Annotated in this window: 12 protein-coding genes; 6 read left to right on the plus strand and 6 right to left on the minus strand. The window is 43.0% G+C overall.

The annotated features are described in order from the left end of the window. The first annotated feature begins 121 nt into the window (after positions 1–121). The 6 genes from IH597_01875 (at position 122) to IH597_01900 (ending at position 6,627) form a co-directional block, all read left to right on the plus strand. Positions 122–1,480: a diaminopimelate decarboxylase gene (locus tag IH597_01875; protein MBE0661189.1), complete on the plus strand. Its 1,359-nt coding sequence runs from the start codon at positions 122–124 to the stop codon at positions 1,478–1,480. A 129-nt stretch (positions 1,481–1,609) separates the two neighbouring features. After that, positions 1,610–3,814: an urea transporter gene (locus tag IH597_01880; GenBank protein ID MBE0661190.1), complete on the plus strand. Its 2,205-nt coding sequence runs from the start codon at positions 1,610–1,612 to the stop codon at positions 3,812–3,814. Beyond that, a complete protein-coding gene (locus tag IH597_01885) occupies positions 3,811–5,181 on the plus strand; it encodes a hypothetical protein (GenBank protein ID MBE0661191.1) in 1,371 nt (456 codons plus the stop codon). Before IH597_01880 ends, IH597_01885 begins: the two co-directional genes overlap by 4 nt. Next, entirely contained in the window at positions 5,169–5,795 is a 627-nt protein-coding gene (locus IH597_01890) for a tetratricopeptide repeat protein (protein MBE0661192.1), read from the plus strand. The genes IH597_01885 and IH597_01890 overlap by 13 nt, the downstream gene beginning before the upstream one ends. A gap of 92 nt (positions 5,796–5,887) precedes the next feature. Continuing rightward, positions 5,888–6,265 (plus strand): fluoride efflux transporter CrcB, encoded by a 378-nt coding sequence (gene crcB / locus IH597_01895; GenBank protein MBE0661193.1) that lies wholly within the window; start codon positions 5,888–5,890, stop codon positions 6,263–6,265. Positions 6,266–6,276: 11 nt separating this feature from the next. Next, positions 6,277–6,627 (plus strand): DUF190 domain-containing protein, encoded by a 351-nt coding sequence (locus IH597_01900; protein MBE0661194.1) that lies wholly within the window; start codon positions 6,277–6,279, stop codon positions 6,625–6,627. A gap of 59 nt (positions 6,628–6,686) precedes the next feature. On the opposite strand, the gene IH597_01905 is transcribed toward IH597_01900, so the two are convergent. The 6 genes from IH597_01905 to arsM form a co-directional block, all read right to left on the minus strand. Next, complete coding sequence (locus IH597_01905) at positions 6,687–7,751, minus strand: endonuclease (protein MBE0661195.1); 1,065 nt, start codon at positions 7,749–7,751, stop codon at positions 6,687–6,689. 11 nt (positions 7,752–7,762) lie between these two features. Then, on the minus strand, positions 7,763–7,996 hold the full coding sequence (locus IH597_01910) for a hypothetical protein (protein MBE0661196.1): 234 nt from the start codon (positions 7,994–7,996) through the stop codon (positions 7,763–7,765). A 142-nt stretch (positions 7,997–8,138) separates the two neighbouring features. Next, positions 8,139–9,263, minus strand: coding sequence for an alpha/beta hydrolase (locus IH597_01915; GenBank protein MBE0661197.1), 1,125 nt, complete (start codon positions 9,261–9,263; stop codon positions 8,139–8,141). A 62-nt stretch (positions 9,264–9,325) separates the two neighbouring features. After that, positions 9,326–11,689: a carboxypeptidase-like regulatory domain-containing protein gene (locus IH597_01920; GenBank protein ID MBE0661198.1), complete on the minus strand. Its 2,364-nt coding sequence runs from the start codon at positions 11,687–11,689 to the stop codon at positions 9,326–9,328. 319 nt (positions 11,690–12,008) lie between these two features. Further along, a complete protein-coding gene (arsB, locus tag IH597_01925; GenBank protein MBE0661199.1) occupies positions 12,009–13,037 on the minus strand; it encodes an ACR3 family arsenite efflux transporter in 1,029 nt (342 codons plus the stop codon). 151 nt (positions 13,038–13,188) lie between these two features. After that, on the minus strand, positions 13,189–13,973 hold a 785-nt coding region (gene arsM / locus IH597_01930), incomplete at its 5' end, for an arsenite methyltransferase (GenBank protein MBE0661200.1).

The following is a 13,973-nucleotide window of genomic DNA, read 5'->3' on the forward strand; positions in this document are numbered from 1 at the left end:
TCAGATTTACGATTTTGGATTTAATGGAACGCGAATGACGCGGATTTGACTGATTTTCACGAATAATATTTATGAATCTTGTATCTGGGAATTTTGAATAATGAATTTGGAATTTAAAACGATGGAAAAACAACGCTATGAACGCCCGGTGATTAAACGCCTGGAAACCGAGATGCCGAATAAATTCGGTTCGCGCCATGAACGCGCGCCTAAAACCCATATTGACGGGGTGGCGGTGAAAGAACTGATCAGCAATCATGGTTCGCCGCTGTTTGTGATTTCGGAAAAAACAATCCGGAGCAATTATAAAAAGGCAAAGAAAGCATTTACCATGCGCTATCCAAAGGTGCAGTTTGCATGGTCGTATAAAACCAATTATCTCGATGCCGTTTGCAGCATCTACCATCAGGAAGGTTCCTGGGCAGAAGTGGTTTCAGGGTTTGAATACGACAAAGCCATTCAAAACGGGGTAAATGGAAAAAAAATCATTTTCAACGGCCCTGATAAAACTGTGGATGATCTCACCAAAGCCATCACCAACGATTCATTGATCCACATTGATCACCTTGATGAACTCTATACCATTACTGAACTTGCGGATAAGTTAAGTAAACGCCCACGTGTAGCCATAAGGGTGAATATGGATACCGGCGTGTATCCCATCTGGGACCGCTTCGGGTTCAACTATGAAAACGGGCAGGCCTGGGATGCGCTGAACAAGATCATGGCTTCGGGCAAGATGGATTTGGTTGGCTTGCATTGCCATATCGGAACCTATATGCTCAGTTCAAGGGCATACGGAATTGCGGCATCCAAACTTGCCGACCTGGCGCTGGGCCTGAAACGCCGTTACAATCACGATGTGAAATACATTGACCTGGGAGGTGGATTTCCATCGCGGAACACACTGAAAGGTTCTTACCTGCCAGGCGTGGATACGATTCCATCCGTTGATGAGTTTGCGGAAGAAATCACTTCAGCACTGTTAAATGCTGAATTCCCGCCCGATAATCTTCCATTGCTCATTCTTGAGACCGGCCGTGCTATGGTAGATGACGCTGCCTTCCTGCTGGGAACCGTAATTTCAAATAAGCGCTCATCTATCGGAAAAAGGATCACCATTGTTGATGTGGGCGTGAATATCCTGTTCACCTCTTTCTGGTACGACCACAAGGTAACACCCTCACAGGAATTTTCGCAATACACTGAAGACACTACTGTTTACGGCCCTTTGTGTATGAATATTGATGTGATCCGCGAAAGCGCTTCCTTGCCGCTGCTGAACAAAGGCGATCATTTTGTGATCCATTACGTGGGTGCTTACAACATGACGCAGTGGATGCAGTTTATCAACCTCAGGCCAAGGGTAGTTTTGATTGATATGCAGGACCAGGTGCATGTAATCCGTGAAAACGAAACCATGGAAGTGTTTAAATCTCTTGAAAAAGTTCCAGAGCATTTAAAAAAGTTTGAACTTTGAAGTCTGAAGAAGAAAGGCTGAAGTTGAAAGAGCCATTTTTGTTTTTGGATTTTTGGTCAGCAATATAGCAATTAAGGCACTGCTAACTGCTACTGCAAACTGCCACTGCCAACTTTTTACTTAAATCGCATGATAAACAAAACCGAAAAATCCCTTATCCTTTTCATTGAAGGTGTGCTGTTTAGCTACAGTCAGGTGTTTTTTTCGAAACAAAAAATCTTTGCGCTTATTCTGCTGGCAGTTACGTTCTTTGATTGGATTGCAGGGCTGAGCGGCCTGATCGCTGTGCTGGTTTCAAACATTGCCGCCACCGTTCTCGGTTTCAGGAAAACCAATGTATCGCAGGGATTTTATGGATTTAACAGCCTGCTGGTTGGTTTGGGCCTTGGAATGCTTTATCAGCCTGATATTGAGTTTTTCTTTGTCCTGGTGTTTGCTTCCCTGTTTACTTTTTTTCTGAGCATCTGGCTCGAAGGTTTTTTTGGCAAGTATGGCTTGCCCTATCTGAGCTGGCCATTCCTGTTTGGTTTGTGGATGGTAACCCTGGCTTCGCGGCAGTTTGCGGCATTGGACATGAGCGAACGGGGCATCTTCATGCTGAATGAGATTTACCAGTATGGCGGAATGAAAATGGTTAAGCTATATTTCTGGACCAATGACCTTCAGATTCACGAAGCCATAAAAATCTATTTCAGATCGCTGGCAGCTATATTTTTCCAGTATCATTTGCTGGCAGGATTGCTGGTAGCCATTGGATTGCTGATTTATTCACGGATCGCTTTTTTGCTTTCGGTTGTTGGGTTCTTCTCGGCCTATTATTTCTATATTTTGTTTGGCGCGAACCTCGCCGACCTGAGCTATGGCTACATCGGTTTCAATTTCATTCTCACGGCTATCGCTATTGGTGGCTTCTTCATTGTTCCCTCAAAATATTCATTCCTTTGGGTAGTTTTGCTCACACCCATCATTTCTTTTATCATCACAGCAACCAGTGCATTCTTCAGTCTTGTGAACCTTTCCATCTATTCCCTTGCTTTCAATATTGTGGTGGTGATGTTTCTTTATATCCTGAAATTCAGGGAGCGAAACCATTACAACCCTGAATTGGTGGCCGTTCAGCATTTTTCGCCTGAGCAAAATCTTTACGCGCAGCAGAATTATAAAACGAGGTTTGATGTAAACGCCTGGATCGAACTTACACTTCCTCTGTTGGGCGAGTGGAAAGTTACACAAGGCCACAGCGGTGAACATACACACCGGGAAGATTGGCGGCATGCCTGGGATTTTGAAATTTTTGATGATGAAGGGCAAAATTTTGGCAACAATGGGCTCGAACCGAAAGATTATTATTGCTTTGGAAAACCCGTTCTTGCCCCAGCCGATGGTTTTGTGCAGGAAATACAGGATGGGATTCCCGATAATCCTATTGGCGAAATGAACCTGGGCAACAACTGGGGCAACACCATTGTGATCAAACATGCCGAAAATCTTTACACAAAACTTTCTCACCTTAAAATCGGCAGTATTAAGGTTTACAAGGGCACATATGTGAAGCGGGGCGAAATCATTGCCCATTGCGGTAACTCAGGGCGGTCAGTGGTTCCGCACCTTCATTTTCAGGTTCAGTCCGATCCGTTTATTGGGTCAAAAACTAAAGACTACCCCGTTGCCAATTATCTTGTAAAAACGGGTGGAAACTCTGAACTGAAGATTTTTGACCGCCCCACGAAGGGTCAAACCATTAGCAATGTGGTAAAAAATGACTCTTTGTTTAAGGCTTTTAATTTTGTTCCTGGCCAGATGATCAGCTTTGAAGTTAGCCGCGAAGAATCGGACCCTGAGAAAGTTGAATGGGAAGTGAAATCGGATATGTATAACTATACCTTTCTTGAGTGCAGCGGCACGGAATCAAAAGCATATTTTCGCAACAATGGGAACTTGTTCTACTTTACAGGTTTTTCAGGGGATAAGAAATCGCTGCTTTATTATTTTTATCTGGGCGCTTACAAGGTGCTGCTCGGCTACTATCATCACCTGGAAGTCAAAGACACCTTCCCGCTTAATTCCCTCAGAACCGGACTGCTGGTTTTCCTCCAGGATTTTATTGCCCCATTTTACATGTTCATGCATGCTGACTTCAGTTTGAAATATTTTAACCTTGAAGATGATTTGTCAACAAGCCGTATTGAATTTCATTCGGATGCACAATTGAAAATAGCCCGAAAAGTGTTCGAATCATACAGTTTTGAAATTACGGTGAGCGGAGGTAGGATTGAGCTTTTCAAAGTTAAACGCGATGATCTTGAACTGTCAGCAAAAGAGGTTGAATCATGAAAGCATCATTTCGCATACGAGAATCAAATTCTGCTGCAATCAGGAAATTCCTTCTGATGATTATAGCGGTACTTTTTACTGTAACAGGCTCCTATCTCAAAGCACAGGAAAGAATAGATTTTAAAACCGCAGACAGTCTGACATTTCAATTATACGACAAAGGAAACTGGCAGGAACTCATCAATAGCGGAAAGTCTGCCATCCAACAGGGACAGGATTATTATTTTCTGCGGATGAGAATTGGAATTGCTTATTATATGCTTGGCCACTATCGTTCGGCAGCGGTTCATTTTGAGAAAGCGCTGGAGTTCAATTCAAACGACATGGTTGCGTTGCCATACCTGCGACAATGTTACGATTGGGGAGTCATGGAAACGGAATCTGCTGCCCTCGTGCAGCGTTTCAAGGTTCTAAAGAAAGAAAGCGTTGAACCTGTTTTTATAAGAGGAATTTCGGTTTTTGGAGGTGCTGCAGTTTCAGGCAGTTCAACGCAGCTTGAAAACACCGATCTTGATGGAGAGGCTGACATTTATGGCGAAATTAATGCCAACGGTGATATGTATTATGGCCATGCAGGTATAACCGTTGCACCAGTTCAGCATATCTTATTGTACCTAGGTTACACCCATCTGCAATTAGATAAACACCAGCGTATTGTGATGGAGGGCGCTGATTCAATCAACAACCGGTATCATTTGATACAACATCAGTTGCATGCAAATTTGCCGCTGAGGTTAGCCAAAGGCTGGCAAATTGTGCCTGCATTAACCATGCTGAATTTCAGGGATAAACCTCTTATTATTGGCTATGATGAAGTTGATTACGAATATGTGATCAGGCAAATGGACACTACCATTACAAACTATATCGTTTCAATGAAACTTCTCAAATCCATGCCATATTTTGATCTGGGAGCAATGGCAGGCAATTCAAACCTGAATAACGAAAACCAGTGGCAAGGTACTTTCATCCTGAAGCTTTACCCTTTTGCGAACCTGGATTTATACAGCTATTCTCGTATTTCAACACTCACGGCAATTGAGGAAAACCGGTGGCATTTCAAGCAAACCCTGGGGGGTAAAGTTTTGTCAAAACTCTGGTTGCAGGGGAGCTACCACTGGGGCGATCTTACAAATGCTCACGACGAAAATGGTTTGCTGGTTTTCAATACTTCTGCTAAAATTGTTTCACGGCTTAGCGCTACAGCATATATTCTAATTACTGAAAAACTCACGTTTCAGCTTGAGTATACTTTTACTGAACAACAGGATAAATACATCGAATTCACTGATTACAATACTTTTATAACGCGACCCGTTAATTATAACAATTACAACTTTATGGGAGGACTCAAATGGAAACTATAAAAAGAAGATTCATAGCAGTTATGGTTTTGCTTTTCATTGCATCGTTGCAACTTACAGCCCAAAATGGTAAAACCCTGCAGGAAGCATTTGCCGCAAGCTATAAGGCAGAAACTTCGGGTGAGTACACCCGGGCCATTGAAATACTGCGCAAGGAATACAATGAAAACTCGTATGAGATAAATCTCCGCCTGGGATGGCTCACTTATAACAATGGATCTTTTACCGAATCGGCGGCTTATTACAACAAGGCCATCCAGCTTATGCCCTATAGCGTTGAAGCGCGGCTGGGATTTGCCCTGCCGGCATCTGCCATCGGAAACTGGGATCAGGTTGTGACGCGGTACCAGGAAATCCTGAAGATTGACCCCAACCATTATCTCACAAACTATCGAATGGGATTGATTTACTACAACCGCGTGGACTATAAGAACGCATTTGACCATTTTGAACGCATTGCCAATATGTACCCATTTGATTACGATGCCTTGATCATGTTTGCCTGGGCCAATTATCGGCTTGGGAAAACGCGGGAGGCAAGCGCCCTGTTCAACAAAGTTTTGTTGATCCGTCCGGAAGATGCTTCGGCATTGGAGGGCTTGGGAATGATAAAGTAGTCTCGTTGCGTATCTTTGCTCCGGCGATGGAGTTCGCCCTTAACCGCCGCCAATGGCTGATGACTCCTGGAATATGATTAATCATAACGCGCATGATCAAGAGTCTTTTAATTGTCGGCATTGGTGGTTTTTTCGGAAGCATAGGCCGCTATCTGTTTGCACATCTGATTTATCGCTGGTTCGAACCGGTTTTTCCAATAAGTACCTTGGTCGTGAATGTTCTTGGTTCACTTCTTATTGGCATCGTTTACGCATTAAGCGAAAAAGGTGGAATATTGTCTGATGAATGGAAGCTTTTTCTAACCATTGGTTTACTCGGCGGGTTCACAACTTTCTCAACCTTTACTGTTGAAATGATTTTGATGCTTCGCGATGGGCAATACTTTAATGTTCTTATGTATGCGATGATCAGTATTTTTGCAGGCCTGGCAGCATGCTTTTTCGGAATGTCTATGGTCCGCTCACTTTAAATACCAATTGTATGGAACTGAATGGTGAAGCAAAATTGTTGCGAATTTTTGTTGGTTCGGGAGATAAAATAGGAAATACGCCTCTTTATGAAGCCATTGTTCTGGCGGCAAAGAAATACGGTGTTGCAGGGGCAACTGTCTTACGCGGCGTGATGGGATATGGCGCCAATAGTTTTGTACATACCGCAAAAATTCTGGCCTTATCGGAAGATTTACCCATGGTTATCGAGATGGTTGACGAAGCCTCGAAGATTGACGGATTCATCAAACAAGTGGAGAAGTTTTTCGATCATCCCAAGTACGGTGGCTTAATAACAACTGAAAAGGTTCAAGTGCTGGTGTATAAAAAGCAACAGGGCTGATTTCCCATTTACCTTCACATTTATTTACGGGCGATTTCGTCAGAAGCGATTGCCAGAAATTATTTCAGGATCTTGACAAATAAAGGTGATTGGCTATCCAAACCAATTGTAACCAAATAAAAACCTTTGGGCAGATTAGCAGTTTCAAGCGTAATTGTTCCTTCTGCGAAGCTATAGGTGGAATTGATTTGCTGGCCAAGCTGGTTATAAACGTCCACTGAAATATTGCCTTCAATCGGATAAGAAAAAACAAACTGACAATAATCAACCACAGGAATCGGGTAAACCGATAAAGTTGTGTTTTTGTCCTGTGCAATTATTCCGGAAGGATCGCCCCAGATTGCTTCAATATACTCCGGGTGATCAATAAACGGATTGCGGTTTTCCTGAATAGTGTAAATTGCATTGTTACGGCTGGTTTCCTTTGCGCTTACAGGGTCATTTTCGTGCCACTCCATCATCAAGGCCAGCGCCCAGGGTTTTAGTTGTGAACCATTGGTCATATTGCTTCCCGGCCAGCTATTGTCTTGCTCGTAATAGCGAACCGACATATAAAAACAGCTGCGTGCAAAGTCGCCTTTGTAGGCATCAATCGGTTCGAACACAAGACCGTTATAGCCAGGTGATGCATTGTTACCAACCTTGCTGCCATTCTGTGAAGTCCATGTGGCATTTGAAACTTCGCCGAACGGATAATTTGAACGGCGGTTGTTCACATAACCATCGGTTGGATAAAGGTGAAACAGATCGGTGTGCATGGGCAGTACACTCCCGCCAAACCAGCTTTGTGGAAAACTATGTTCACGGTTGTAGCACTGGCCTTCTCCATTGTAATTGCCGCATTCATCTCCCGAGTTGTAATAGAAAGAATACGGAGGCGTGCCGCCCGGAACATCAGAATACATATCCCACACACTCAGATTGGGTTTGCGATCCGTTGACTCAAAATGATCGTAAAGCGAACCATAGGTCTGAACCTGATGATCCTTGATGATCTCGTGCAAAGCTTCCTGTAAATCTGTGCCCGTAAGACCGGCAGCTTCATTATAGTAACCTTGCGGTGGCTGCGCTGTTACATGAAAATGCAATATAAGCACTAAAATTAAAAAGATTGAAATTCTCATGGTTGTATTTGCTAAAACTCACAGCCTCCGCCACCGCAGCAACATCCACCAGCCGGCATGGGCACTGGTTCTGATGATTTCTTTCCGGGATGGGGTTCGCGGTATTCATCGCTTTGAACCTTGCAGCATGGGCTTTCACTCACATTTTTTGAACAGGGGCCGTAAACCGGGCTATGATATTCAAATTTCTCGCCTTCAGCTTCAAAAATGTTTGAGCAGTTTGGGCATTTGTATTGGGATTGCATAATAATATTTGATTTATAGTAATTGATTTAGAAGATATTGATGCTTGTCAGGATGTTATATCCTAGGGTGCAAAATTATGCATTTTTAGTGTACGTTTAGTAAGAAAAGTGGTCAGCCCGCAGATTCCGTTGCTGCTTAATCTTAGTCTGCCAGCGTGGTTTTAAATCTCAAAACATCCTTTTCCAGTATTTCCATGAACCGTTTCGGTTCTTCAAACAACGGGCCGTGAGCGGAATTTTCGAAAGTGTAAAACCCATGCAGCGGAGCATTAAGATGATTACAGTACGCCTTTGACAAATCCACATTAACAGTCAAATCGTACTTACCGCTCATAAAATATATGGGAACATCTATTTTAGGATAAGCTTCAAAGAAGTCGGTGATCAGGGTTTCGTTTTTCAGGTTTGTTTTTGGCAGGAACTTTATCTTCGATTTCCAGATGTTGAATTTCTCCCGGAGCGTGTAAGCCCTGCATGTCCAGACAGGCAGAAAAATATCTTTAAAAACAGACTTCATATTGCGCATTGTTCCAATACCCAACTCATGCATTAGCTTGTCACGGGTAAGCGAGTTGTAAAAAGAGATCACATCAGATTCTGTTTTCAAATCATTAAACTTTTTCAACCGCAACACTGATTGTTGGTTGTTGAGTTCAGTGTAGTGCTTCAACATAAAGTTGTAGGCCATTCTCTCCGATTCACGCTGCCTGCTTATCTGTCCCATAGCAATATAGGCGTGGAAAAGCTCCGGCGCCTTCGATATTGCCGGCAATGCAATGGTGGTTCCACCCGACCATGCCAGCAAGTAAATCTTTTCCTTTACGAACCGTTCCCTCAGATAATTGCTTACTTCAATAGCATCGTAAGACAGTTGTTCAAGGGTCATACTTTCAATGCTCAATTCAGGATCGTACGATAACCCGCCACCACGTTGCTCCCAGTAGCAAACCGTAAAAAACTCCTCAAGCCCCGGATTATATTTTTCAAACAGGAAGTAATTCGGGAAGCCTGGTCCGCCGTGTACGAATAACAAAACAGGATTATTTACATTTTTACTTCGAATGTACATGCCCTGCTTTGTACCACCGATGCGAACAAATACTTTTTCTGAAATACTTCCCAACAGGATATTTCCTTGCTCATCTTTAAAAGCCTCTGGTTTGCCCGGACTGATCAAAATCAGGTAAACCAGCAGGGAGATGAACAATCCACAAACAAAGATCAGCATAACAATCAAAACCTGATTCATCTTCTTAAAAGTTATCATTTTGCTTATTCTTTGAGCCTGGTTTCGAACCTGAACATCCCTGAAATTTGTTAGATGCTTACCTAAAACTCGATTTTATAACCAATTGACGGGATGGGCATTTTCATTTGGTCAATGATCACATCTTTGCTAATGAGATCATAGAAAGGATCGGAATAATCAGGTTGCATCAGTGCATTTTTAACCATGAGCGTCCATACCCCTGTATATCTTGTTTTGTTTACCCGGTAACTGATCGTAAAGTCAACTCCGGTGGAGGTGGGGAACTGACTAGCACACATCTGCGCAACATCAGGCTTGTACATTTTGGCAGCTATGGATTCGTCATACAGCGCGGGTGTGTAACGCAAACCTCCCATATAGGTAACTTTTGCACTAATGCTAAGGATATTTCTGTCGTTCAGCATCCATTCTTTTCCGGCGAGCAGGTTCACAACATGGCCCCTGTTAAAACGGGTGCTGTATTTTTTGCCATCACCCCCAACATACTTTGAGTCAAAGAGGGAGGCTGTGAAAAGGTAGTAATAGCCGTCTTTCAAAAACCGCTCAAGGGTTATATCAATACCGTAATTTGTTCCGGTTCCGGTGTTTTCCAGTTTTTTATTGATTGCCCAATCAGAGGTAATATTGATAATTGAAAATGAACTATTCGGTATTACAGGAATATCCAACAATAACTGGTAGTAGGGTTCAATTTTTATGCGCATCACATCACACACTTTTCGGCTATATCCCAGAACGATATGATGAGATTTCATAAAATCAAGTCCTTTGTTCGGCATATCAACGATGCCATCTTCAGTGGTTTGAGAATAATAAGTGCGCAGTTCTTCCATTTGAGAATGCAAACCGTAGGCAATACTCAATTCGTCATTTTCAGTCAGGTTCAGATTAAATCCCAGGCGTGGTTCAAAAGTAATTTTGTCGTTTACGTTAAGATACATTGAGTGAAAACCGACATTGGTTGAAAGATTAGGCAAAAGCTCAATTCTGAATTGCGAGAAAAACTGTGTTGAGAAGCCCGTTCCGCTGTTATCTACGAATGTAATCATCTCTTCAGGATTGTCCCGGAATGCTTTTCTCAGCGTGTTGTCGAAGAAGAGACTGTTAACGGTAATTCCACTGCGTGAACTGATTCGTTGGTTAAACTTGTGGTTCACAATAGAGCGGAGCGTGTACTTACCTTCAGTACTTTTTATGTAATCGGTAGGTAAAAGCACAAGATCCATAGTAAGTTCCTTTTTGTCGAGGCCGTACCTCATTCCATCTGCGCTCAGTGTGGTATGAACAAAAGTTTTAGAACCCAATGAGATGCGATGTGAAAGGCCAATCGCGCCAAAACGATTGTAGTATTTCTGATTCATCCGGCTGATATCGTTTTCCCATTTTGTTGAATCGCTTTCCTCGGTTTTATTGTTGATATCATGAGCGCCCAGTGCCCAGAATGAGAAAGTGCCGACTTTTTCAGTTGGAAAATCCATTTTGAAACTCAAATCCTGATAGGTAGGGAGGTTTGGGAAATTCAACAATGGCCCAAGAATACCGAGGGTTGAATAGCGGTAATTGAAAAGGTAGGTTGCTTTCCCGCCTTTTACAAAAGGTCCTTCGGCAGAGAAATCCGTTCCAATCAAACTGATTCCCGCCGTATATTCTCGCTTTTCAGAGTTCCCGGTTCGCATTTTAATATCAAACACACCCGAACTGGCATTGCCATACTCTGCCGGAAATGCGCCTGTGAAAAAGTCGGAATTCCTGAGCATCTGATTGCTCAGCACTGTGAAACCGCCACCTCCGATAAAATCAACATTCGGGAAGTGAAAAGCGGCGGGAATATCAAGCCCTTCAAAACGCCATAGCACTCCTCTGGGCGAATTTCCCCTGATGATGATAGCATTGCTGGTGGTTTGGGTGGTGGTGACCCCGGCAAATGAGGCTGCCAGTCGGGCGGGATCATCCATTCCTCCTGCATAGCGACTGGTTTCTTCAACGCTGAATGTCCGTGCACTCAATGTTGCCATTGAATTTACGGGTTTATCCTTGCTTGTATTGGCCCTGACCACCACTTCGCCAAGTGATAAGGAGGATTCTTTCAGTTCGATTTTCAACACAACCTCTTTGCCTGAACCAACCAATACTTCGGAAAGCGTAAACGGTTCGTAACCAACATAAGTAGCTTTGAAATTGTGACGCCCAAGCGGTACAGCATCAAAGCGGAAATTGCCATCAGCATCGGCAATGGTTCCTGTCAATGGATCTGTGCCTTCAACAATGATTGTGGCTCCGATTAGGGGAGCTTTTGTATCAGCATCAATTATTTCGCCTCTGACTGTTTGTTTAAGAACACTTTGCGAAAAAGCACTAAAAGAGTTAAAAGCCAGGATCATAATCAAGAAGATGATCTTGCCTGTGGTTTGTTTTGTTTTCATTGTAATAATGGGTAGGTATTTGTTAAAAATTCGATGCAAAAGTAGAGGCTACCCATTCGCCGGTAAAAGTGATGTTGGTGGAAGCGCGGTTCTGCAAGCTGAAAGTGTATTTTCTCTTGCTGAAGGAGTGTTGGCTGCGAATATTTTACTGAAACCAGATTTCACAATCCAATGAATGATAGGAATGCATGGAAGGAATAAGCAAGCTGAAAGGATCAGCTAAAAAGTATCAGTTCTTAGGGTTTTGGGAAATGATAGAGAAGACTCAGTATTTGTAGTTCCAACTTATAATGATCCAACGTTTGCACTTGCTGCAAAACTAATATTTCCATTTATTTGCCAGATACACCAGCGACAACATTACCGGAACTTCTACCAGCACACCAACGACCGTTACGAGCGCAGCAGGTGATTGTAATCCGAAAAGTGCAATGGCTACGGCAACAGCCAATTCAAAGAAATTGCTTGCGCCAATCATGGCTGCTGGAGCGCAAACATTATGTCTTAGCTTCAGCCATCGTCCTCCGAACCAGGCCAGGAAAAAGATAAAATAGGTTTGGATAACAAGAGGAACCGCTGCAAGAAGGATAATAAGCGGATTGTTGATGATATTTTGCCCCTGGAAAGCAAAAAGCAATACAAGCGTTACTAGCAATGCAATGATACTAACAGGTTTTAACTTCGGCAAAAATGTGTTTTTGAACCATTCCTCACCGCGCGATTTTAAAAGGATGCGCTGTGTAATCACACCTGCAACCAAAGGAACGACAACAAAAATGACTACACTGGCTACCAGCGTGTCATATGGGATAACAACATCCGTGATTCCTAGAAGCAGGCCAACGATAGGAACGAATGCTACAAGAATGATCAAATCATTCACAGAAACCTGAACCAACGTATAGTTAGGATCGCCATCAACAAGGTAGGACCATACAAACACCATAGCAGTGCACGGGGCGGCTCCCAAAATAATGGCGCCGGCAATGTATTCGCCGGCCAGTGCCGGATCAATCCAGGCTGCATACAATTTTGAGAAAAATATCCATGCAAAAAAAGCCATCGTAAATGGTTTGATCAGCCAGTTGATGACTACTGTCCAAACTATGCCTTTTGGTTTTCTCCTTATTTGTTTGAGGCTGGTGAAATCAACCTGCAGCATCATGGGGTAAATCATCAGCCATATAAGAACCGCAACAGGAATGTTGACTTTGGCAATTTCCAGGCTGCTGATTGCATCGATACTATCACCGGCAAAATGCCCGATGCCAATTCCGGCCAATATTCCCAGTGCAACCCAGAGGGTCAGGTATTTTTCAAATACCCCAATGGTTTTCTTTTCGGTCATGATGGTTCAGCTTACAAATGATGGTCTCGGATATTTTGAATTTTGTATCTTGTCATCCTGAACGTAGTGAAGGATCTGTACTTGTCTGTAAATTAGATTCTTCTCCGCCGCGGCGGAGAAGAATGACAAATAACAATCACCTGACTAGTTTTTATAAAGGTCTTTCTGCATAAACAGTAATACTTTTAATGCCTTTGTTACTGGTTTTGTAGTCGAACAGTTCTGCATTACTAATGTACTCAAGTAGTATTTCATCAGGAACATGAATAGGTTTCACAGCAGCAATTCTGATGTTGGTAAACCCGTTTTCTTCAATCAATTTCATGTAATCTTCGGCGGGCAATGCTCCGGAAATACAACCGGCATACATTTCAGCCACATATTTTAATACATCTGGCAATTCACCTTCAAGCACCACATCGCTAATGCAGAAATGGCCACCGGGTTTTAGAATCCTGAAAATCTCACTGAAGGCTTTTTGCTTGTCGGGAACCAGGTTCAGTACACAATTGCTTACAACCACGTCTGCAATAGTGCTATTGAGTGGCATGTCTTCAATATCGCCCTGAATAAATTCCACGTTTGTGTAATCCATTTTCAGTGCATTCTTGTTAGCTTTGGCCAACATATCATCCGAAAAATCCAGACCTATTACCCTGCCATTTTCGCCAACTAATGCCCTTGCAACAAAGCAATCATTGCCTGCACCCGAACCCAGATCAACAACAGTGTCGCCCGGTTTGATATCCGAATGTTGTGTAGGAATGCCACAGCCTAAACCAAGATCGGCATCGGGTTCATAGCCTTCAAGGTGTTCATAACTATCGCTGAAGGTTGTGAAATCGTCAGCGCATCCGCCTCCACAGCAGCTTTCGGGGTTCTTATCACTGTGGCGTGCAATGTGGCTATATTTCTCTTTAACTACTTCTTTTATAG

This window comes from Bacteroidales bacterium (assembly GCA_014860575.1).
GTDB lineage: Bacteria > Bacteroidota > Bacteroidia > Bacteroidales > JAAYJT01 > JAAYJT01.